The organism is Paenibacillus sp. FSL R5-0470 (genome assembly GCF_037975205.1).
Classification (GTDB): Bacteria; Bacillota; Bacilli; order Paenibacillales; family Paenibacillaceae; genus Paenibacillus_AQ.
Map to the genome: position 1 here is coordinate 6,643,990 of NZ_CP150238.1, position 21,107 is coordinate 6,665,096.

Below are 21,107 nucleotides of genomic sequence, written 5' to 3' on the forward strand. Positions count from 1 at the left end.
ATGTTCGGTAGAAATGGGCGCTTAAATATTTATGATTTAAATAGAAAGAGACGCTTTTGCTAATCCATCCATCACCTCGTCACTAATAAATGGTGCGATAGACATATCAAGTGCCGCTTGTTTACTCATATTCATCCATACCTTTCGTTGAACTAGAGAAAGCCTACAATAATACAGCTTTTTGTAGGGATATCCGCTTCACTATATGAGAAAGCTGCAAATATACAGCTTTATCCATACTTATGGCTCAAAGGCTTCATCTGGAGCAAGAAAAACTGCAGTTTTGCAGGAATTAATGTTTTTTGCCATCCTCTTATCATTAAAAAATGTATTTTTGCAGTTTTATTCCCTTGATCAATCCTTACATTTACGTAAAAAAAGCCGCCCCACGCATAGATAACATCTACGCATGAGACGGCTTTCTTAGTGTTGCCTATTTAGAAATTTATTATTTAGCCACGACTCCGCCATCAACTGGCAGCTCAACACCCGTAATATAAGAAGCTTCGTCAGAAGCTAGGAACAATACAGCTTCAGCTACTTCAGAAGCACGTCCAACGCGTGGCAATGCAGTCTGGGACATAAAGAAGCTATGCATTCTTTCATCATTTACAAATTCAGCACTCATTGGAGTTTCGATAAATCCTGGGTGAACAGAGTTCACGCGAATGTTATCTTTACCAAAGTCTACAGCTGCTGCTTTACTCAGCATACGAACGGCACCTTTAGAAGCTGTATAAGCGCCAGCACCGCTGCTGCCAGTCAAACCTGCGATGGAGGAGATATTGACGATGGAACCACCTTTATTGTTCTTCATTTGAGGAACAACATGTTTCATCCCAAGGAATACGCTGCTTACGTTAATGTTCATTACTTTGTTCCATTGATCAACAGTGGATTCAAGCAATTGAACTGGGAACGAGATCCCTGCGTTATTTACCAGGATGTCGATTTTCCCAAATTTGCTGATCACATCTTCTACAACTTTGATCCAGTCTTCTTCGGAAGCTACATTATGCGCATAAGCTGCTGCTTGTCCACCATTGGCTTCAATTTCTTTTACAACTGCTTGTACAGCAGCTTCGTTAATATCAGTTGCTACAACTGTAGCACCTTCTTTGGACAATAAAAGGGCTTCTTCACGACCCATGCCACTGCCTGCACCTGTAATAATTGCTACTTTATTAGTTAGACGATTCATAATTAAGTCTCCTCTATAATCGTATTGTGATATAATAATTCGAGTGATGATAGTCACACTATCACTGTGATATTTATCATATCATTTTTACGAAATAACTACAACCTCTCCTTGCTTAATCCAATAAACGGTGGATATAATACTAATAATTAAAGAACCTAATTAAAAAATGGAAGGGTCTATCCCTCATGAATCCTAAAGCACGCTATGAAAAAGAACGATCCGACGGTAAACAGCAGCGATTATATACGATTCTCGAATCCGCAGAACGAATATTTTCGCAAAAAGGAATTGAAAAGTCGACGATGCAGGATGTCGCAAGCGAAGCAAATATAGGGATTGCGACGCTGTTTCGATATTTTCCCAGAAAAGAAAAGCTCATCGTGGCGGTGGCCACCCGAATGCTAGAACCAATGCTCGATTACTTTAAGCATGTAGCCGACTTGCCACTTACCTGTCTCGAAAAGATCGAGATGTTATTTGACTTCTTTATTCAGGATCAAAATCATTTAAGCATTATTTTTATGGTCAATTTTGAAAGCTACGCCTCTCACTTAAATGAGCCTGTTGAGGACGTTCTGGATTTCAATGCATTAAACCGCAAGATTTGGCATGAGTACTCCAGGATCATTCAAAATGGGGTAGAAGACGGTTCTATTCGCGCCGATCTCCCTGTGAAAGAGACCTTAATCACGCTGATGAACAGCTTTGCTCTCTTTTCCAGAAAGCTAACGATGAAAGAAAACATCCTCCTGCTAGAATCGGATTTAGACTCCGACAAGCAGCTTGAGCTTCTTAAACAAATCTTTCTAGAGCATTTAAAAGCCTAAAAAGCGCCAGTTTCCTTATGAGGGGAACTTGGCGCTTTTTTGATCATAAATTGGATTGCTATTGAAAAGGACAGGTTGCCACAGGTGATCGCTGATAAAGGAAACGAGGGCTGTAATCATATTCTTTCAGTTTACTGTCATGCCAAATCGGTGTAGATGACGGAGACATAGGGGGGATCAGCCATGACCAGCGTCCCGAAACCTGACGTCCATGTCCCTGCTCCTGCTCTTGAAATCTCACAAATTGATCAGCTGCTGTATGGTGATCAACGATACTGACCCCAGCTTGCTTAAAGGAATGCAGTACTGCACGATTCAATTCAAGAAGCGCCCGATCCTTCCAAAGCGTTGTGTTACTGGAGCGGTCAAGTCCCATCAGATCAGCTACAGCTGGCAAAGTGTTATATCTTCCAGTATCCCCTAAGTTACGTGAGCCAATTTCGGTCTCCATGTACCAGCCGTTAAAAGGAGCCGCGGGGTATAGAATCCCGCCAATCTCCAACTGCATGTCCGAAATGATCGGCACAGAATACCAGCGAAGCTGAAGCTCTGCAAAACGTTCAATTTCAGGATGAGTTAACGGTACCTCTTGAATGAGGTGTTGAGGAATAGGAAATACATGGGGGTGCCCATTACCTATGCTGATCACTAGCGGCAATACATCATAATTGCCCCTTGTTCCCTGCCAGCCTAGTTGTTGGCACACTTTCGTAAATTCATCCGATGCCGGATCACCAGCGCGTTCATGTTCAGCATCACCAGGATATCCCGCGTAACGAATCAATTGATGGTTCCAAATCCGGATTCTCCGATCAGGAGCTTCCCCGCTGCGGAAGACCGTGATAAGTGGACGAATACGTCCTCCATTATTCGCCTTTTCCAGATGTCGCAGCAAAGCTTCAGCAATATCCTCCTCGGTCTCTGCCAGACGTTCATCCATCAGCTCAATGGATTGCCAAAAGAGGCGGCCAATGCAGCGGCTATTATTTCGCCAAGCCATTCTCGCCCCATGAGCCAGCTCTTCCCTTGTATGTGTGTAACTCCCGGATTGATTAATTTCTTCTCGTACGGCTTGGATGCGTTGATCCATCTCAGCTTCAGTCTTATCAAGTTCAGCGTAACATTGTCGAATGAAAGCCTCCGCCTGCCGGGTTAACTCTTCGATGTGCATGCCATTCATATCCTTTATCCTCCATCTAAGCCATGCTAGAACTCTCGTTCCAGTATACCACCCACACTCCTAAGCTACATCCTTAGGGGAATAGCACATGAGAACAACCCGTGAAGCTTATTCGCTTCACGGGTTGTAGCAGGAACATCTAGCGTTCTGAACGTTTCCCTTGCGTCTTCAATGCAGCAAGCCTGCTCTTATCCTCGGCCAGCAGTTCTTCAGCCAACTCCACACCTTGGGGACCTAACGAGGCACGAGCTTGCTCTACCGCCTGTTCGGTATGCGCCAAACGGTTCTCAGCCTGTGCCAAAGTCTGTTCTGTTGGATGACTAAGCGCCTGAGAGACAGAGAAATGAAGCTTGCCTAAAGCATTTTTGGCTTGAGTTACATTGTCGTTCGCTTGCAGACTGGAATCGGGTTGTTTCATAAATGAAATTCGCTCCCTTCTGAAATGCGCCTGTTCTCTTCTAGCATGGTTTAGGATAAGTAACTTTATGCATACACCCTACTGGATGATGGATTGCATGAAAGTAGTCATTTCTTTGCTGGCCTTATTCAAGCGCTCAATTACCCCGCTGAATTCAGTGACCAATTCTGCTTGTGCGTGTGAAGAAGCAGAGATCGCTTCAATTTCTTGCTCCATTTGCTTAATGGACTTTTGAACATCACTCAGTGATTTTTCAATATTATGGGTTGCTTCTTTAGTGTTAACGGACAGTTTGCGCACTTCAGTAGCAACCACCCCAAAACCTGCCCCTTGCTCTCCTACACGCGCGGCTTCGATTGCCGCATTCAGCCCAAGCAGGTTCGTCTGCTCAGAAATCTCACGAATGAAGCCGGCAACCTTATTCACTTCTTGTGATTCCGTTACGGCTCTACGCGTATTATCTAATATTTGCTGCGAAGTAGCTGATAATTCCTGAGATTGGGCAGCTACGCTCTGCACCATCTCCATTAGATGACTGCTTATCTCATTAATCTCATCTGTGAATCCTTCAAGCTTATTCTCGTTCTCTAGTGTATAGGCAATGGCAAAAACCCCGATTACATCATCATCCGTTCCGTAGATAGGTACACATGTTGAGATTACAGGAGCTCCATAAATTTCTGCTGGGATTCGGTTAGAGCTTGCTATACCTTTCAGTCCATTTGAAAGCGACAGATCTTCAGGAGGGATAGGGTTACCCTTAACCAATCCGAGATCAATAACTTTACTTGGTGCGTAATAATGGAAGATCTCCCTGTCCGTGATTCCAATCATAATATCCTGCGAGTGAATCTTTTTGAAATAAGGTGCTGCGAGGACTAAGGCATCGATAATACTCATCTCTTCATCTCCCATATAAAAAATGTATATGTAGTTTTATCGTCACAATGGGTTATTAAATGAATATTGTCATAGTAGAGTAACAATCCCCACGTATGATTTGTTTATGAATACTATTAGCAGACGCCAATTTCTGAAGAAAAGTGCTCAAGTGTCGCTCGGGCTGCTTGGAACCGCTAGTGCGACCGGCATTTATTCACACTGGGTTGAGCCCTACTGGCTTGAAGTTAAACATATAGATATAAAGCTTCCTCTACTCCCTCCAGCATTCGATAGATTTCGTATCGTTCATTTCAGTGATTTACACTTAGGCGTATATACGAAGTCCGAAGCCTTAACAGAGTTAGTGCAGCAAACTCAACATGTAAGTCCAGATCTGATCTGCTTCACAGGGGATCTGCTAGATCATTCTGTCGATTATATTTCTGAGGCTGTGGACATCTGTTCACAGTTGCGGGCACCGTTTGGACAATATGCTGTGTTAGGTAACCACGATGCTTTTGGCACTAGGAAAGCTGTGACGAAAGGGTTAACGCAATCTGGATTCCACGTACTTCATAATGAACATATTGTCTTAAAAAAAGATGCGGAGGCGCTTTATCTAGCTGGAGTGGATGATCCGTGGGTCGGCAAAGCAGATATTCATCAGGCGCTACGCCATATCCCTGATAAGGCATGTACTCTACTCCTTGCGCACGAGCCTGATTTTGCCGATGAATACAGTGATCTTCCCATAGATCTGCAATTGTCCGGCCATAGTCATGGAGGACAGGTGCGTCTCCCATTTGTAGGTGCCTTGTATACCCCGCCGCACGGCAGTAAATATTCAAGCGGATTATACCAGCTCCCAGATAGTCGACTCCAGGTCTACACCACACGCGGAATTGGAGTGACTCGTATGCCTATACGTTTTAATTGTCGTCCCGAGCTTACCGTAATTACTTTAAAGTCCTCATGATTGTGTCAAAAATTAATAAATGGTTAAAAAGTATATACCTTTTGCACGTCTATGCAACAACACTGTAACCGTGTTTGTAATCAAATCTATTTGGGGCCTAGGTATAATTGTAGGAGTGATAGATAACATCAAAAATCATAATGAACTACATAAGCCCATCATTGGAGAGGAGAAATTAAATCATGAACAAAACTATGAAATGGACGTCTGCTGTAATAGCTACTGGAGTATTATTTGGAGGTACTGGACTCATCGGAGGGAATTCTGTTCAAGCTGCAACTACCGGTACAAAAACAGTCAATCAAGCCGTTCAGCAGCCTTCTGTGGTGCTTAAATATAAAGGCCAAGTCTTAACGCAGCAAGGAAAAATCGTAGATGGAAATACCATGATCCCTTTAACCGTATTGCGTGATGCCTTCGGCCTTGCTATTCAATACAATTCAACCACAAAGACTTACAGTGTAGGTAGTGACTCGGTGAAGCTGAACATGGAGGTCTCTGACTATGGCGTCAGTACCGATTTAAACGGATATTACATTTATAGCATGACCGGAAATCATGAAGTGAAGATGATCAATGACCGTTTATATGTTCCATTCAAACTGTTAAATGATTATTTAGGTGTTCAAGGCGTATATAATCCAGCTCAGAAATCACTTGAACTTAGCAAGAAGGTGATGAATGACATCAAGATCACCTCTGTTAACTTAGACAAGAGCAATAAGAATGCTAATATTAAAGTACAATATCCACAGATCAGCGGTCTGACGGATGAAGTACAAAACACGATTAATACCACCTTCAAAAAAGAGGCTGAACTATTCGTGTCAGAGGCTGAGAAAGAGTCTAGCCGTAGGGATGGCACGATAGAGAATAAATATGATTACTCTCAAAATTATGTTGTCACCTTTAACCGTGAAGGCGTGCTTAGTATTGTAGTTGATCAATATGGTTACAGCGGTGGAGCACACGGCGGTACCATGCGCGAGGGACATACCTTCTCGCTGAAGGATGGTAAGAAGATAGAGCTTAAAGACCTGCTAAAGGCAGAACCAAACTACAAACAAAAACTAGATAAAATGTTGAAGGAAAGCACCAAGGATATTGCTTTTCCGGAGTCAACTGGTGGACTCACAGATAAACCAGCCTTCTACGTCAGTGAAAGTGGCTTAGCTATCTTCTATCAACAATATGAAATCGCACCTTATGCAGCTGGAATTCCTACCTACACCTTTAATTTCAGCTCAATACTGCCTAAAGGCACCGATCCATTTGCTTCTTTCAAATAAACACTAACGCAAAACAAAAAGCGCTTCAGCCAATCGGCTAAGGCGCTTTTTGTTATCTATATTATTCTTCTAAACTGCCGGCAGGTCCAAAAAATTCAAAATGAATTCTGTCATCAGGTACCCGCCATTCCTTGAGCGCCTTATATATGACCTTCATAAATGGGGTCGGCCCACAGGAATAGAATTCAGAGTTCACATCTGCTATTTCTTGAAGCCAAGAAAGATCAATATAACCAGATCTATTGTACTTGTCGCCTTCTCCTGGAGATTCATAACATACATAGGACCGAAGAGAAGAATGAGATTGTGCTAAATCTGCCACCCTATCTTTCATAGCATGCAAACTTCCATTGATGGCTGCATGAATATAAGTTACCTCGCGTTCTGGCTGTGCAGCAATTATTGTCTCCAGCATACTTACCATTGGGGTTAAGCCCACACCCCCACTGATTAGAACCACCGGAGTGTCACTACGCTGATCCAGTACGAAATCGCCCGCTGGAGAGCCCACTTCTAATATAGAGCCCACTTGGACGAAATCATGCAGATAAGTGGATACGACGCCCGCAGGTCTATCTATCCCTTCACCTTCCCGTTTAACAGTGATACGGTAATACGCCTGTCCCGGAGCACTGGACAAACTGTAGTGGCGAATATGGGAATATTCTTCCCCCTCGGGCTGAATACGAACCGTGATGTACTGACCCGGGAAATAAGAAGAGATCGCCCCTCCATCCTCAGGAGACAGGTAAAAGGAAGTAATAAGCTCACTTTCACTAACCTTCCGAGTGACGATAAAGTTTCTGAATCCACTCCAGCCCCCCGGAGCTTCCGCAGCTTCACGATACTTTTCTGCTTCCACACCAATGAAAGCATCTGCGATCACACCATAGGCTTTGGCCCATGCATCTATAATTTCCGGTGTTGCCGCATCGCCAAGTACTTGTCCAATCGCAGCTAACAAGGTCTCACCCACGATCGGATAATGCTCAGGTAATACACCCAGTGCTCGATGCTTCTCTGCAATCTGTTTTACCACCGGTAAGATATTCCCTAGTTGATCAATATTCATCGCCGCTGCTAGGACTGCGTTAGCAAGCGCTGTCTGCTGTCTGCCTTGCCGCTGATTGGCATGATTAAATATATTTAATAGCTCTGGATGGTTTTCAAATAACATGCCATAGAACGTCGTAGTAATGGTTGTTCCATGAACCTGTAATACAGGAACTGTTGATTTTATAATAGCAATCGTTTGTTGATCTAACATATGAATACCCTCTCTCCTGCAATTAGATAATACCTCTATAAAAAGCATATAGAAGCTGCAAATGAGCGAGTGTGCGCTGAATCACTTTAAAATTTAATAAAATGTGAATAAACAGAAAATGCAATGATATCCATCACATTCGAATGCCCAATCCAAAAAAAAGCTGTCCAAGCAGCTCAGGTAGCTACCGGACAGCACTTTCACTCTTATTTTGCCAGCTCCACAAAGCCTTCTCCGAACACATCTCTTACATCGTGAATGGCAATAAAAGCCTCTTTATCAATCGATCTTACGATTTTCTTAAGCATGGTTACTTCCTGTTTGCTAATGACAATATAGAGCAGCTCTTTGGGTTCTTTAGTATAATACCCTCGGCCATAAATGACTGTGACCCCTCTATCCATGATTCCATTAACTTGTTCAGCAATTTTGTCCTGCTCCTTGGATACAATCGTAACGGCCTTCTTAGGATTCACTCCCTCAATAATGAAGTCCATCACCTTAGTCGCTACATAGAGCATCACAATCGTAAACATCAGACTTTGAACACCAATGATGAAATACGAAGCAAATACCACAACTAAATCGACTAGAAGAAGAGCGTAGCTAACGTTCCAATCCAAAAATTTATGCAGGATTCTGGCGATAATGGTTGACCCTGCGGTCGTTCCACCCACACGTATGATCATTCCGATACCCACACCAGACAAGATGCCTCCAAATATTGCATTGATGATCAACTCATCGCTGGCGATATGCCAATTCTTCGTAAGAATCAGGAATAACGAGTTAAAAAACACCGCAATAATCGTGTATACTGTCGTCGTTTTGTCCAGAAATTTATAACCCACAATCAATAATAAAGCATTAAGAATTAAGCTAACAATACCTGGTGACCACTGATACAAATAGTATGTAATCATAGTCAGTCCCGTTACCCCGCCTTCACCGAACTCGTTCGGAATCACAAACAAGTTAACGGCCAAGGAAAACAGCAATGCTCCTACAATGATGGAAACAATATCCGAAATACGCTTTTTCATACCATGCCCCTTCTATCCTCTGTCTATATCTACCATCCACAAATACTAACACCGCTTCGATATAGTTGTAAACAATCCAGAAGAAACCAGCATTCTATATATGGCGTAACCGACTACCCCACCGCAAGTGTTTAAGATCAGATCATCCACGTCAAAGGTGCCGATATACAATACTAATTGTGTAACTTCAAAGCTCAGACTCAGCGCAAAAGAGAGCATGAAGACCTTTTGAAATAACCTTACTTTTTGCGACAACAGCATTGGAACAAAGACTCCAAACGGAATAAACGCCAGAAGATTGCCCACTAAATTAAGTGATGAAAAAGGATCTGAAAGTGACAGATGCTCTATCCCCCGCGAGATCTCTTTAAAGGGTACATAGTTGCCCTGTCGCTTAAAAATTCTGTCGGGATGCTCGAGCATACGCCCTGCCTGTTCCCAAAGTGATTGCAAGCTAAAAGGTGCGCCTTTAAATACGATAATTCGGATCAAAAAATACATATAGACAATAAATACGGCTGCCAGCAATAATGTCATAGTAGACTCGCTCTTAGGCTTCGTACTCATCAAAATGTAGTGACAATTACGCCATCCATATTATCGCCCGACGTTTTATATTGCCCTTCCTTTGGAATCTTAATACTTGTATATCCTGATACTGGATAATAGTTCACCGTATATGTTTTGCCGTCTACAACCGTTGAAATTTCACTATTTTCCTTCAAAAGATCTAAATATTGTTCCAGCACGATCCCCTTCTCCTGAATGATCGCACTGTGCGGCAAGCCGACATAACGGAAGTGCCAAGGTTCATATTTAATCCCCGTAATCTCCGTTTTGTCTTTCGGATAGCGTAGAATAAAGCCGTATTTCCACGCATTCTTTTCCAGCCATTTACCTTCAGGTGCTTTGCTCATTTCCGATTGAGACGATCCGATGTCCAGCGATAATCCTAAATTATGTTCGCTATATTGCGCTGGAAGAGCATAATCTGAACCTTTTTCCGCATACAATTGCTCTTGCTCCTCAAAGTCCCTGTACCCACTGCTAATTAAAAAATGATTCACGCCATCCTTCTCAGCGGCCTTGATCATCTTATTGAATTTATGTGCTACACTTTCAGACAACCGAATCGAGGTATCTAGTAATCCATAGCCCTGAACCAGATCCTTCTGATCAAATAAGGTCACAATATCAGACTTCACGCTGTCCTCATGTACCGGATATTGTTTGTTCACCAGCAATAAATCCCCTTGATATACCTGATCTTGCGTAACCACCTTTAAACTATCGCTATCTCTAATCGATCCCTTCTGGATCTTATCATTCTTATCAGCTAAATTACCCGTATCCGGTAAATAACGAGCGGCTGCGTAACCAAGAAATAACACAACGATCACCAAAAAAACCCACTTTTTCATCTGTATTGTCCTCCCATTTCCTTAAGGCGTTTATGCTTGATAGGAATAGAATAACGAAGACACTTTAAAGAAAAAGCAGGACAAATATAAAGTTTTTCTTAAAATGTATAAGAGCTCAGTGGCCTTACCCAGTAAAGGTATATCCTACTCCCCAGATTGTCTTAATAAATTTGTTCTTATTGATGTCTTCACCAAGCTTTTTGCGCAAGGTACGGATATGCACCATGACCGTGTTGCCACTCTCATAATAAGCTTCTCCCCATACCTGTTGGAAGATACTCTCCGCGCTAAACACCTGCTTAGGATGGCTCGCCAATAAATGCAAAATATCAAACTCTTTCGGAGTTAGGTCTATTACCTCGCCGTAAAGAGTGACGGTATGTTCATCTGGTGAAATCGTCAACCCACCAACTTCGAGGACCGACTTAAGAACGGCTGCGGGCTGACTGAATTGTATAGAGCGCCGTAGTTGAGAATTAACGCGGGCGACTAACTCCATTGGATTGAACGGTTTGGTCATATAATCATCTGCGCCCATGACAAGTCCTGTGATCTTGTCCAGATCAGAAGTCTTCGCACTTAAAAAAATAATCGGCAGATGATGCTGCTCCCGAATGTGACGGGTTACCTCATAGCCATCCAGCCCTGGCATCATAATATCCAGAATCGCCAAATCTATCGTTTGTGACTCAATAGCTTGCACCGCTGCACGCCCATCGGATACTTTAATGATATGATACCCTTCTTTTTGCAAATGCAAAGCCACCAGATCCGCAATCTCCGCCTCATCATCCGCAATTAAAATCGTAATGCGCTTCATCTATATTTCACCCCTGTAGGTTTATGCTATATGATCTACATCCATTATACCCCAAACTTAAAAACCACTCCTAGGATGAAGTGGTTTCGATGAAATCTATGATGAATAAATAGAACTGTTGTAATATTATTTATTTTTATGATAACTCTCTAGCAGGGCCTCAAATGAAATGCCATTAACTGTGACGCCTGAAAGATTGCAGTCTTTTATCTCTACATTCGAAAGATCACACTCTACAAAAGATGTGCCATTAAGCTGGCATCGTTCAAACTTATTGCCTTTACCATACAAGTGAATATCATGGAAATAGGCTTCTCCTAATTCACTATTGCTAATCTCAATTTCCCACAATCCGACTTCATTAAACTTAACAAGATGCATATTGATATCGTTAAAAGTAGTACTGCTCATATTAATATTGTCAAACTTGGTACCCGCCATATTTACATTAGAAAAGTTCGTCTTAGGCATATCAATATCATCGAATTCACTTTGGCCCATGGCCACACGACGAAAGTTGGTTTCAGGCATTCTTTCATCCTGAAAAACTCTCTTTTTAAATTCGTCCTGCAATTTGTTTTCACTTAGATTGTTATTCACTGTACTCAACATCTCCCTTTTTAAGATCGTTCTTGATCTGCGGAGTCTACTCTCGACAGCTTCAATAGATAAATCAAGGAAATCAGCGATCTCCCTAACCTTGTAGTTGTCGATATAGAATAGAATGGTGACTATACGGTTAGCTTCGGATAAGGTGTTTAATGCCTTCCACACATCTTGCTGGAGTTCTCTTCGGAGGAGCTGATCTTCAGTGGTCTCCAACTGAGAAACCTCGATTTGCTCCATGAATTCATATGCAGCTTTCTTCTTATTCGCCCTAAACCAATCCATACATTCCCGTGTAGTAACTGCATATAACCAACTGGCGAGTTTCTCTGGCTCCTTTAAGTTGGGTAAATAACGATAGGTCTTAACAAAAACCTCTTGTGTAATGTCTTGCGCGGTGTGGAAATCACCCAATTTACCGTAAGCTACTCCGTATACTGCGTTGGAATATTTGCCGATAAGCCCACTGAATGCATCCATATCCCCTTTACACACCTTATCTACCAGTTCTGCATCCGTACAAGTCACTATCTGCCTCCTTAACAATCAAGTTCATAACATAGACGGAAAAGGAGTTCAAAAACCGTCTTTATGTCTTTAAATAATCTTTTTAATGAAGTAAGGTCTAGTTAGAGTTCAGTACTACTGGCTTGCCGATACAGCTCACGACTCTTATAACCAGCCTGTAGAATCTTCTTCATTTCCTCTTTACGCTTAGCTCTTGTTGCCTCTTGTTTGGCACTATAGACATATCGAGCCCAGTCTTTGCGGTATCCCGGGGTAAGCGATTGATAGATGGCTAGAAGCTCCGGTGTATCTTTCAGATCTTCTTCCACATTTGGAATGAAAGAAATATAGTCATCCACAGATTGACTTTGGGTATTGGAAAGCTGACCTTTCCCCTTAGCGTCCTCTTTCAACCCCACAACTGTAAAGACATCATCCAAACCTACCATGCGTGCAAATTTAATATTGCTTGTTCCGATGTAGCCATTCTCATCACTGCCCAGACCCTCTAGTAAGTCGTCACGATGAATAAAGGTCGGATACACTTTGTTTCCCTTTTTAGGATACGCCACAAAGAGATAGCCATTCTTATGAAGATGCTGTTGCTCAATCACACGGTTCACTAGTTCCTGTAACGACGCCATGTCTAGTACAAAGGCAAATATAAGATCATACGCCCCATTTAGCGAAGTATCATAATCCGTCAATTCCGCTAAATAATCGGAGCCTTCTGGTTTACTCAATATCGCTACTTGGTTGTATTTTTGTAAGTTCAGCTTTTCTACGATGGTTTTAGTCACCATGCTTCATCCCCCAAATGTATTCGGATGCTTCTTCATCGTGATCATTATAGCCTAATCGCTACCCAATCTAAAACATTCTACGGGCCGTCACAAAACGCTTCTTCCATTTCTCACTCAGGGCTTCATAATGGACGCCTTGCTCCTTAGAATACGTATGCAATATCTGATTATTTCCCGCATACATGGCAACATGACCAATGTCGAGACCACGTGCACTAAAGAACAGTAGGTCTCCTTTACGCAGTTCGTTGATCCCAACTTCCTTCCCTTCTTTGGCTTGATTATAAGAGGCGCGAGGCAGATCCACCGACAACACGTTCTCAAATAAATGCCCTACGAAAGAAGAACAGTCAAAGGTAGACGTCTGGTTCGTTGCAGCACCGAATTCATAAGGGGTTCCCAGATACTTTTCTCCGTAAGCAAGCAACGCGCTTCCCTGCTTCTCAGCGAGCGACTCACTAGTATAATCGCTATATTTCGGTTTAGCAGATATGTACCCCGTCTTGTTGTCTTGCGTTCGCACTTCTAACCACAAAGCATCCACTTCTCTAACGATATGGACTTTATCGCCTACGGACAACATTTGCTGGACACCTGATTGATCCGATGAATTCGGCGAACTGCGCAGGTTAACCCCATAACGAATCGTTGTATCGTAATTCAGCGCTGAATAGATGCGGACGGTCCGAGTGTTAGCCTCCCACTTCACGGTGCTGCCTAGAGCCTCGCTGACAAAACGCAGCGGCATCATCGTATTACCACCGACAACCTGACCCGGAACGGTTAAGCTTAAGGCTTGTCCATTTTTGTTCGCGGTTAAATCTCCTATTTGATAAGTCAGCACCAGCGTTCCCTTAGTGGCCTTCACTGTTTTGGTACTGTTGTTCCATGAAATCTTTGCTCCCTGTTCTTCAAACAGCTTGCGCATGGGAATAAGCGTTGTACCGTTTATGAGCAAGGGCTGAACCTCTAATTCAAGCTGCCGATCATCCAGAAAAACGCCTGTAACCTGATTCTGAGGCATCACCGCCGCATGGGCTGGAGCTGTATAGAGTATAGATGTAAGTAGTACAAGTAGTGTGGCTTTCTTATGAATCCTCATGATGTCGTCACCTCGTTGATTAATATGTTCAATTGTTATTACTAAAAAAAGGGTAATTAGTTTTGTTACAATTATTGGGGTTGCTGTCTAACTACTTCTCAAACCATGTAAAAAAGAGGACTGCGGTCACCTTTCGGTGCCACAGCCCTCTTTTTAATCCACTTCAAAAATAGAATCGATAATGATCGGAAGATTATCCCTTACAGAAACAGCGCCCAATACCGAACGAGCATGACTGCCCTTGTCTCCGAATACCTCCAGCATTAAATCCGAACAGCCATTGAGCACTTTATGATGTTCTTCGAATAAGGGATCTGCATTCACAAATCCTTGAATTTTGACCACTCTCTTCACTTTATCCAAGGAACCTAAAGCTGACTCAAGGACGGCAAGGATCTCTATACCAGCCTGACGTGCAAAATGATAGCCTTCTTCGGTGGTGAAGTCTTGTCCCAGCTTGCCTTTGGGATGCCCGGCGGGTCCTTTTCCCGATACAAAACATAATCCATTAACAATAACGTAGTTAGCATATTTTGCCGCCGGTTCACTAGCACTAGGTAGGACAATACCTAATTCCTCAAGTCTATCCGCTATGATTCGATCCGCCACTTCAGTTCCCTCCTCCAATCAGTACAACCTCAATAAATTGGTAAGATTATACTGATTAATCCAGAAAGGGTCAATCCTATTTTGCTTCGACCTCTGCTTCCCATCTCGATATCTCAGCTCGAACAATTGGCGCTACTTCAGTACCCAATAGCTCAATGGCTCTCATTACATCCTTATGAGGCATCGTACCTAGCGGTACATGCAGCATAAAGCGTGTAATTCCTACGTGTTTACGTAGGTGAATAATCTTCTCAGCAACAGTGTCTGGATCTCCTACATACAAGGCACCTTCAAATCTACGTGCCGCATCAAAGCTCGCACGACTATAATGACCCCAGCCACGCTCACGACCAATCACATTCATACTAGCCTGCGTAGAGGGGAAGAACATATCGGCCGCAAGCTGATTATCCTCTGCAATAAAGCCGTGCGAGTGTGAGGCAACCGGAAGCTTCGACACATCATGTCCTGCTTGGGCCGCCGCTTTCTTATAGAGCTTCACCAGTGGAGCAAATTGCAACGGACTTCCGCCAATAATCGCGAGCACAAGTGGTAGCCCGAGCAGGCCAGCACGAATCACAGATTCCGTATTGCCTCCACTGCCAATCCATACGGGCAAAGGATTCTGAACGGGGCGCGGATAAATCCCCAAATTATTAATGGCTGGTCGGTGATTTCCACTCCAGGTTACTTTTTCGGATGCCGTTATTTTTAACAACAGGTCCAGCTTCTCATCGAATAACTCATCGTAGTCATTTAAATCGTATCCAAAGAGCGGGAAAGATTCGATAAAAGAACCCCGCCCTGCCATGATTTCTGCCCGTCCATTTGAGATTCCATCAAGTGTTGCAAAATCCTGAAATACACGTACTGGATCAGCAGAGGACAGCACGGTTACCGCACTGGTCAGCCGAATTCGTGTCGTCTGTGAGGCAGCCGCAGCCAGCAAAACTGCTGGAGAAGATGCGGCATAATCCTTTCGATGATGCTCACCCACACCGAATATATCTAAGCCCACCTTATCTGCAAGAACAATCTCCTCTACTACCTCGCGCAATCGCTGTGCATGACTTATTAACTCCCCCGATTGAACATCCGGTGTTGTTTCTACGAACGTACTGATACCTATTTCCACTTACGATTCCCCCTTAACTATAATTTTCTCTTAGAGTTGTTTGTTTGATTATAACATAAGTTAAGTTCAAGCATAGCTAGGCATTAATGCCTAGCTCCAGCTTGTCAAAAAACTCATTCTTAAAATTTGCAGAACATCACTGACAAATAGAGGATTTTGATGAAATATGTTGAAATGATCTAAAACAAGTAGCTCTCATGCATCTCATGCTTGATATAGGAGGGACATATGCTTCAAAGAAATAAACACAAAAATTCCATATCCAAACAAACCTTCAATCCTGTTCGGGGCTCCTTAAAAATCGCCGTAATATATTTTATTGTTGGGTGCTTATGGATCCCTTTAACAGATAAGGCCGTTTCCACTTTTACGCGAGATCCGGAGTGGATAAGACTTATTAATATAATTAAAGGCTGGTTCTTTATCCTCATAACAGCTTTACTTATCTTTGCATTAATTCTAGGTACTCTGAAACGGATTAAAAGGATCGAGAAGAAACTGGATCTTGCCTATAGGGATAGGGTGAGCGCCCACGAAAATCTAGAGGCGGCCTATGAGGAAATCACAGCTACGGAAGAAGAACTCAGACAGCAATATGATCAGCTCATTGAGAATCAAGAGAAGCTAGCCATGAATGAAGAAAGGATGCATTACCTGGCGTATCATGATCTATTAACCGGCTTGCCCAACAAATTAGCTTTTTATGAGAATGGGCCTCACATTTTGGAACTGAATAACATTGCAGCCTTAATGTTCATCGACATTGATTACTTCAAATATGTAAATGATACGATGGGCCATGAATTTGGTGACCGCCTAATTGTTAAGGTTAGTGAGAGATTGGTGTCCCTGGTTGGGAGTAGTGGGGAAGTGTATCGTTTCGCCGGGGATGAGTTCATCGTTCTTTTATATTCTATTGAGAACAGTCAGTGTATAACTAGTGTAGCCTCTCACATTATTGCCGGTTTTAAAGATGCGATTGAGATGGATGACAGTCTGCTACATGTTAGCCTAAGCATCGGAATCAGTGCTCACCCCGAACATGGAAGTAATATTATGGAACTCCTTAAATGCGCAGACATCGCTATGTATAAAGCCAAAGACGCTGGCAAGGGTCAAATTATTGTCTTTGATCAACCGCTCAATGATACCTTTACTGAGCGAATGAACATTGAGAAGCAGTTGTATAATGCTTTAGAGAAAAATGAGCTAGAGGTATTCTATCAACCCCAGATTGATCTGACTCAGAACAGAGTGACGGGACTAGAGGCTCTTATGCGCTGGAACAACCCCATACTAGGCATGGTCCCTCCGGATAAGTTTATCAAAATAGCAGAAGATTCCCACCTCATTATTCCTCTCGGGGCGTGGGTGCTCAGAACAGCCTGTGCCTTTTTAAAAAGTCTTCATGAGCAAGGATTATCACATCTGACGATGTCTGTTAATATTTCAATGCTGCAGCTACTGCAAAGCGACTTCAATGAGTTAGTTCTAGACACCTTGCAAGCCTCCGGACTAGATCCTGAATACTTAGAGCTAGAGATTACAGAGAGTGTTCTGGTTGAATCTTACGAATATGTGAGTAGTAAACTGACTGAACTCAGAGCTCACAACATCAAAATTGCCTTGGATGACTTTGGTACCGGTTATTCCTCCTTAAGCTATCTTACTCATATGCCGATCTCGACTTTAAAAATAGACAAGTCCTTCATTGATTCCATTCGAACAGGGACACATCAAGCCGTTCTTGTCGAACAAATTATTATGATTGGTAAACGCATGAATATGTGTGTTATTGCAGAAGGTGTGGAGCGAACTGTACAACTCGATTACCTGCAGGAGCAAGGCTGCGATAAAATTCAAGGTTACTTGTTCAGTAAGCCACAGTCCGCACAGAGCGTAAAAGAGCTGCTAACCGAGTGGGAGAAGGTTTCGAGCTTAAATGAATAAAGATGAACCTATTTTTTTATATAAGAAGGTGTTACCGAATTGAATGTCATGACATGGATTGACTTATCATTATTCTTCGTTCTTTTCGTTCTATTCATCTACATATTTGTTACTGTAACAATCACTAACTTACATAAGGTTTACTTGACTTTCCATTTCACGATGATGTTATGGCCCTTCTGTCAATTTGCTCTCAAAACTACAGCGGATCCCGATGTTCAATTGTTTTATGTGAAGCTAGCTTTTATTGACTCGATACTGTTAACGATTGGATGGCTTCTTTTTACGATATTTCTCACTGGAAAATCATATCTCCTCCGAAAAAAGAAAACGCTGATCCTATACATTGTCGCAGCATTGATCTTAATTGGAGTGATCGTCAATCCAAAGCAAAGCTTTGTACTGCCAATGCATGGTGGATATGTTGAAAGATCTTATGGTCCGCTTTTTTGGCTGTTTATTCTCTTCTTGATCTGCACTATTATTATTTCTCTGTATATCATCTATTCAGCGCTTTTATCGAACGCCACACAGCGGATCAAAAAACAGGTTACTCATGTACTCAAAGGTGTGCTGGTGCTGACTGTATTTGTATTACTGGATGTCTTTCTTAATGTGGTACTGTTTAAATCTCAGCCGGTGATTCCGGGGATGACCTCTCTGGGGATACTAATCTCTGCCATCTTTTTCGTCATTGCCATCCATCGTGATAAAATATTTGATCTCGTAACCATCGCTCATCAGGATATCATTGACACAATTACACTAGGTATTCTTGTACTGGATGATAACGAGACTGTGGTAGAGATCAATCGATCGCTTTTGCCAAAAATCAACCTACAGATCGGTGATCGCTTCGACTTATCGGCGCTAACCCCCCTGGAGCAGACTGCCAGCGCTTTCCGATTGTTTCAACATACATATCTTAAACAGCCCATGGAGAGAAGCGAAGTTGAAGTATTCTACACCTCGCTCCAAGCGTACATCAATATTACAGCGGAACCCATTGTCGTAGGCGAGATCATGGTTGGACGGATTCTCACCTTTCAGGATAGAAGCGAGCTGCATCGCCTCATTGCTGAGACTAATCAGCAGAACGAGATCCTGCAAGAGCGTAATCTGGCATTAATTGAAATCCAGAATGAGCTTTCTCAGACCAACCAAAAACTCAAGCAGATGGCCATAACCGACAGCTTAACAGGTTGTTATAACCGTCATTACTTAACACAGTACTTAGAACAAGAGATCATAGAAAATATGATATTGAAGCAGCCTTTTGCCATCATTCTACTGGATATCGACTTTTTCAAAACGGTGAATGACAATTACGGCCACTTAGTCGGCGATGTTGTAATTTGCAGCACGGTAGAGGTCATTAAGCAATCGCTAAGGGAGACGGATATTCTGGCACGCTATGGCGGGGAAGAGTTTATCGTCTATTTACCAAATACGAACCACACACAAGCAAACCTCTGGGCAGAGCATATCAAATTCATGATAGAGGCCAATAAAGTACATGTGGATGAGGTTGCTCATTCTGTATCCATCACTGTAAGCATGGGACTACTGTCCATTAATAATTTTGCAGAGCAGTATGCAGAAAGCCCGACCAATCAACTAAATGATTTATTCGAATCTGTGGACAAAGCTTTATATCAAGCCAAAAATGCAGGACGAAACCAAATTGTTGAAATCATAAGATGACACGCCTTTAAATATTACCTAAAAAAAGAAAGAATCAGCCCTACTTCTATCGAAGGTAAGCTGATTCTTTCTTTTATATCTTTTTAACAAATTCGGATTTTAATTTCATAGCCCCAAACCCATCAATTTTGCAATCAATATCATGATCTCCGTCCACTAAACGGATGTTTTTGACTTTGGTACCTATCTTCAGAACAGATGAGCTTCCTTTTACCTTAAGGTCTTTGATTACAGTTACTGAGTCGCCGTCGTTTAATACATTGCCATTGGCATCTTTGATAACCTTTTGATCTTCACTATTCTCAGACTCTGATTCTAATGTCCACTCGTGTGCACATTCCGGGCAGACTAGTAGACTTCCATCTTCATAAGTGTACTCAGAATTACATTTCGGGCAGTTCGGTAAATTAGACATTGTTTCATTTTCTCCAATCGTAGTTCAAATTCTAGCTGTCTTGCGGCTAATCTTTAAAAGTATATTTCATATTCATGAAGGAATCCACTATATCCAGATAGTAAGCTTGTTCCACGTTTCTTAAAAAACAAACCACTAAATATTATCTTGTATATATTTTCACAATTGTCTATGATAATAATGTAAAATTTTCATATAAATACATAGGAGAGTGAACAATGATTAGTCAAAGGAGTGTCGCATTTTCCATTATACTGTCATTAATTACATGTGGAATATACGGAATATTTTGGTTTATTGTTCTAACGAATGACGTTGGAAAGCTAAGTGGAGACTACACATTCACAGGAGGAAAGCATTTTCTTCTAACATTGATTACTTGCGGGATATGGAGCCTGGTTTGGGCCTACCAGATCGGTAAACATGTTGCAGAAGCTCAAAGACAACGCGGCTATCTCGTATCCGATAATTCAGCTCTGTACGTGATCCTCACAATCTTTAGTTTTGGTATTGTCACATACGCTTTGGTGCAATCTGATGTTAACAAATTGGTATAATTTTACGATTCATAGAAGGACACACCCTAAACTATTTTGGAGTGTGTCCTTAAGTCTCCTTGGCTTACTGTATTTCACTGTATGGATGCCTTTAACCAATCTAGGTATACCTTGTCTATTTCATGAATGGACTGGATTTTATTGTCCGGGATGTGGAGTCACAAGAGTTATTCTATCCTTGTTAAAGTTCGACTTCGTTCAGGCGTTTAGATTTAACCCGTTGCTATTTATTCTAGCGCCTCTGTATATGTTGTACTTAATTACTGAAAAGAAACGTATCCAACCACTTAGCCATGGAATTATGGCTGTGATGTTGATCCTAACCGTTACATTTGGAGTACTGAGAAATTTTCCAATGTTTGATTACTTGGCCCCTACAGTAATTCGTTAGC

General features: G+C 42.2%; 22 protein-coding genes. 7 read left to right on the forward strand and 15 right to left on the reverse strand.

Annotation, left to right across the window (positions count from 1 at the left end; genetic code table 11):
* Positions 1–448: 448 nt before the first annotated feature.
* A complete protein-coding gene (locus MKY99_RS29460; RefSeq protein WP_076284950.1) occupies positions 449–1,201 on the reverse strand; it encodes an SDR family NAD(P)-dependent oxidoreductase in 753 nt (250 codons plus the stop codon).
* A gap of 188 nt (positions 1,202–1,389) precedes the next feature.
* On the opposite strand from MKY99_RS29460, the gene MKY99_RS29465 reads away from it, so the two are divergent.
* Complete coding sequence (locus MKY99_RS29465) at positions 1,390–2,031, forward strand: helix-turn-helix domain-containing protein (RefSeq protein ID WP_081382675.1); 642 nt, start codon at positions 1,390–1,392, stop codon at positions 2,029–2,031.
* Positions 2,032–2,089: 58 nt separating this feature from the next.
* Here MKY99_RS29465 and MKY99_RS29470 read toward each other — a convergent pair whose 3' ends face one another.
* The 3 genes from MKY99_RS29470 to MKY99_RS29480 form a co-directional block, all read right to left on the reverse strand.
* A complete protein-coding gene (locus MKY99_RS29470; protein WP_339271831.1) occupies positions 2,090–3,202 on the reverse strand; it encodes a nitric oxide synthase oxygenase in 1,113 nt (370 codons plus the stop codon).
* Between the two features lie 148 nt (positions 3,203–3,350).
* Positions 3,351–3,629: a hypothetical protein gene (locus MKY99_RS29475; RefSeq protein WP_076284951.1), complete on the reverse strand. Its 279-nt coding sequence runs from the start codon at positions 3,627–3,629 to the stop codon at positions 3,351–3,353.
* A gap of 78 nt (positions 3,630–3,707) precedes the next feature.
* A complete protein-coding gene (locus tag MKY99_RS29480) occupies positions 3,708–4,529 on the reverse strand; it encodes a methyl-accepting chemotaxis protein (RefSeq protein WP_076284952.1) in 822 nt (273 codons plus the stop codon).
* A 106-nt stretch (positions 4,530–4,635) separates the two neighbouring features.
* On the opposite strand from MKY99_RS29480, the gene MKY99_RS29485 reads away from it, so the two are divergent.
* Positions 4,636–5,487, forward strand: coding sequence for a metallophosphoesterase (locus tag MKY99_RS29485; RefSeq protein WP_339267841.1), 852 nt, complete (start codon positions 4,636–4,638; stop codon positions 5,485–5,487).
* Between the two features lie 182 nt (positions 5,488–5,669).
* On the forward strand, positions 5,670–6,776 hold the full coding sequence (locus MKY99_RS29490) for a DUF4163 domain-containing protein (protein WP_339267842.1): 1,107 nt from the start codon (positions 5,670–5,672) through the stop codon (positions 6,774–6,776).
* Between the two features lie 61 nt (positions 6,777–6,837).
* Here MKY99_RS29490 and hmpA read toward each other — a convergent pair whose 3' ends face one another.
* The 10 genes from hmpA to MKY99_RS29540 form a co-directional block, all read right to left on the reverse strand.
* Positions 6,838–8,043, reverse strand: coding sequence for an NO-inducible flavohemoprotein (gene hmpA / locus MKY99_RS29495; protein WP_339267844.1), 1,206 nt, complete (start codon positions 8,041–8,043; stop codon positions 6,838–6,840).
* Between the two features lie 206 nt (positions 8,044–8,249).
* Positions 8,250–9,086, reverse strand: coding sequence for a YitT family protein (locus tag MKY99_RS29500; protein WP_042192837.1), 837 nt, complete (start codon positions 9,084–9,086; stop codon positions 8,250–8,252).
* A 45-nt stretch (positions 9,087–9,131) separates the two neighbouring features.
* Entirely contained in the window at positions 9,132–9,623 is a 492-nt protein-coding gene (locus MKY99_RS29505; protein WP_052404457.1) for a VanZ family protein, read from the reverse strand.
* Between the two features lie 29 nt (positions 9,624–9,652).
* Positions 9,653–10,507 carry a M15 family metallopeptidase gene (locus MKY99_RS29510; protein WP_339267847.1) on the reverse strand — a complete coding sequence of 285 codons (855 nt, stop codon included), beginning with the start codon at positions 10,505–10,507 and terminating at the stop codon, positions 9,653–9,655.
* A 124-nt stretch (positions 10,508–10,631) separates the two neighbouring features.
* Positions 10,632–11,327, reverse strand: a complete 696-nt coding sequence (locus MKY99_RS29515; protein WP_042192843.1) for a response regulator transcription factor — start codon at positions 11,325–11,327, stop codon at positions 10,632–10,634.
* Positions 11,328–11,453: 126 nt separating this feature from the next.
* Positions 11,454–12,461 (reverse strand): sigma-70 family RNA polymerase sigma factor, encoded by a 1,008-nt coding sequence (locus MKY99_RS29520; RefSeq protein ID WP_339267850.1) that lies wholly within the window; start codon positions 12,459–12,461, stop codon positions 11,454–11,456.
* A 101-nt stretch (positions 12,462–12,562) separates the two neighbouring features.
* Positions 12,563–13,243 (reverse strand): YdeI/OmpD-associated family protein, encoded by a 681-nt coding sequence (locus MKY99_RS29525; RefSeq protein WP_339267852.1) that lies wholly within the window; start codon positions 13,241–13,243, stop codon positions 12,563–12,565.
* Between the two features lie 67 nt (positions 13,244–13,310).
* Positions 13,311–14,345 (reverse strand): stalk domain-containing protein, encoded by a 1,035-nt coding sequence (locus MKY99_RS29530; protein ID WP_339267854.1) that lies wholly within the window; start codon positions 14,343–14,345, stop codon positions 13,311–13,313.
* 153 nt (positions 14,346–14,498) lie between these two features.
* On the reverse strand, positions 14,499–14,954 hold the full coding sequence (locus MKY99_RS29535) for a RidA family protein (protein ID WP_339267857.1): 456 nt from the start codon (positions 14,952–14,954) through the stop codon (positions 14,499–14,501).
* Between the two features lie 76 nt (positions 14,955–15,030).
* Entirely contained in the window at positions 15,031–16,089 is a 1,059-nt protein-coding gene (locus MKY99_RS29540) for an LLM class flavin-dependent oxidoreductase (RefSeq protein ID WP_042192850.1), read from the reverse strand.
* 522 nt (positions 16,090–16,611) lie between these two features.
* On the opposite strand from MKY99_RS29540, the gene MKY99_RS29545 reads away from it, so the two are divergent.
* Positions 16,612–18,039: a bifunctional diguanylate cyclase/phosphodiesterase gene (locus tag MKY99_RS29545; protein WP_339267860.1), complete on the forward strand. Its 1,428-nt coding sequence runs from the start codon at positions 16,612–16,614 to the stop codon at positions 18,037–18,039.
* A gap of 48 nt (positions 18,040–18,087) precedes the next feature.
* Entirely contained in the window at positions 18,088–19,743 is a 1,656-nt protein-coding gene (locus MKY99_RS29550) for a diguanylate cyclase (protein WP_339267862.1), read from the forward strand.
* 73 nt (positions 19,744–19,816) lie between these two features.
* Here MKY99_RS29550 and MKY99_RS29555 read toward each other — a convergent pair whose 3' ends face one another.
* Complete coding sequence (locus MKY99_RS29555) at positions 19,817–20,158, reverse strand: zinc ribbon domain-containing protein YjdM (RefSeq protein WP_042131582.1); 342 nt, start codon at positions 20,156–20,158, stop codon at positions 19,817–19,819.
* Between the two features lie 218 nt (positions 20,159–20,376).
* On the opposite strand from MKY99_RS29555, the gene MKY99_RS29560 reads away from it, so the two are divergent.
* Together MKY99_RS29560 and MKY99_RS29565 are read left to right on the forward strand one after the other, a co-directional pair.
* Entirely contained in the window at positions 20,377–20,715 is a 339-nt protein-coding gene (locus MKY99_RS29560) for a DUF4234 domain-containing protein (RefSeq protein WP_052404459.1), read from the forward strand.
* Positions 20,716–20,800: 85 nt separating this feature from the next.
* Complete coding sequence (locus MKY99_RS29565) at positions 20,801–21,106, forward strand: DUF2752 domain-containing protein (protein WP_256716193.1); 306 nt, start codon at positions 20,801–20,803, stop codon at positions 21,104–21,106.
* The last annotated feature ends 1 nt before the right edge of the window (position 21,107 follow it).

What these genes read in the sequence shown, in the direction of transcription:
- MKY99_RS29490 (WP_339267842.1), top strand. Translation starts at nt 5,670, where the DNA reads ATGAACAAAACTATGAAATGGACGTCTGCTGTAATAGCTACTGGAGTA.
- MKY99_RS29530 (WP_339267854.1), bottom strand. Translation starts at nt 14,345, where the DNA reads ATGAGGATTCATAAGAAAGCCACACTACTTGTACTACTTACATCTATA.
- MKY99_RS29485 (WP_339267841.1), top strand. Translation starts at nt 4,636, where the DNA reads ATGAATACTATTAGCAGACGCCAATTTCTGAAGAAAAGTGCTCAAGTG.
- MKY99_RS29565 (WP_256716193.1), top strand. Translation starts at nt 20,801, where the DNA reads ATGCCTTTAACCAATCTAGGTATACCTTGTCTATTTCATGAATGGACT.
- MKY99_RS29505 (WP_052404457.1), bottom strand. Translation starts at nt 9,623, where the DNA reads ATGACATTATTGCTGGCAGCCGTATTTATTGTCTATATGTATTTTTTG.
- MKY99_RS29475 (WP_076284951.1), bottom strand. Translation starts at nt 3,629, where the DNA reads ATGAAACAACCCGATTCCAGTCTGCAAGCGAACGACAATGTAACTCAA.
- MKY99_RS29470 (WP_339271831.1), bottom strand. Translation starts at nt 3,202, where the DNA reads ATGCACATCGAAGAGTTAACCCGGCAGGCGGAGGCTTTCATTCGACAA.
- MKY99_RS29550 (WP_339267862.1), top strand. Translation starts at nt 18,088, where the DNA reads ATGACATGGATTGACTTATCATTATTCTTCGTTCTTTTCGTTCTATTC.
- MKY99_RS29560 (WP_052404459.1), top strand. Translation starts at nt 20,377, where the DNA reads ATGATTAGTCAAAGGAGTGTCGCATTTTCCATTATACTGTCATTAATT.
- MKY99_RS29510 (WP_339267847.1), bottom strand. Translation starts at nt 10,507, where the DNA reads ATGAAAAAGTGGGTTTTTTTGGTGATCGTTGTGTTATTTCTTGGTTAC.
- MKY99_RS29465 (WP_081382675.1), top strand. Translation starts at nt 1,390, where the DNA reads ATGAATCCTAAAGCACGCTATGAAAAAGAACGATCCGACGGTAAACAG.
- MKY99_RS29555 (WP_042131582.1), bottom strand. Translation starts at nt 20,158, where the DNA reads ATGTCTAATTTACCGAACTGCCCGAAATGTAATTCTGAGTACACTTAT.
- MKY99_RS29480 (WP_076284952.1), bottom strand. Translation starts at nt 4,529, where the DNA reads ATGAGTATTATCGATGCCTTAGTCCTCGCAGCACCTTATTTCAAAAAG.
- hmpA (WP_339267844.1), bottom strand. Translation starts at nt 8,043, where the DNA reads ATGTTAGATCAACAAACGATTGCTATTATAAAATCAACAGTTCCTGTA.
- MKY99_RS29500 (WP_042192837.1), bottom strand. Translation starts at nt 9,086, where the DNA reads ATGAAAAAGCGTATTTCGGATATTGTTTCCATCATTGTAGGAGCATTG.
- MKY99_RS29515 (WP_042192843.1), bottom strand. Translation starts at nt 11,327, where the DNA reads ATGAAGCGCATTACGATTTTAATTGCGGATGATGAGGCGGAGATTGCG.
- MKY99_RS29460 (WP_076284950.1), bottom strand. Translation starts at nt 1,201, where the DNA reads ATGAATCGTCTAACTAATAAAGTAGCAATTATTACAGGTGCAGGCAGT.
- MKY99_RS29525 (WP_339267852.1), bottom strand. Translation starts at nt 13,243, where the DNA reads ATGGTGACTAAAACCATCGTAGAAAAGCTGAACTTACAAAAATACAAC.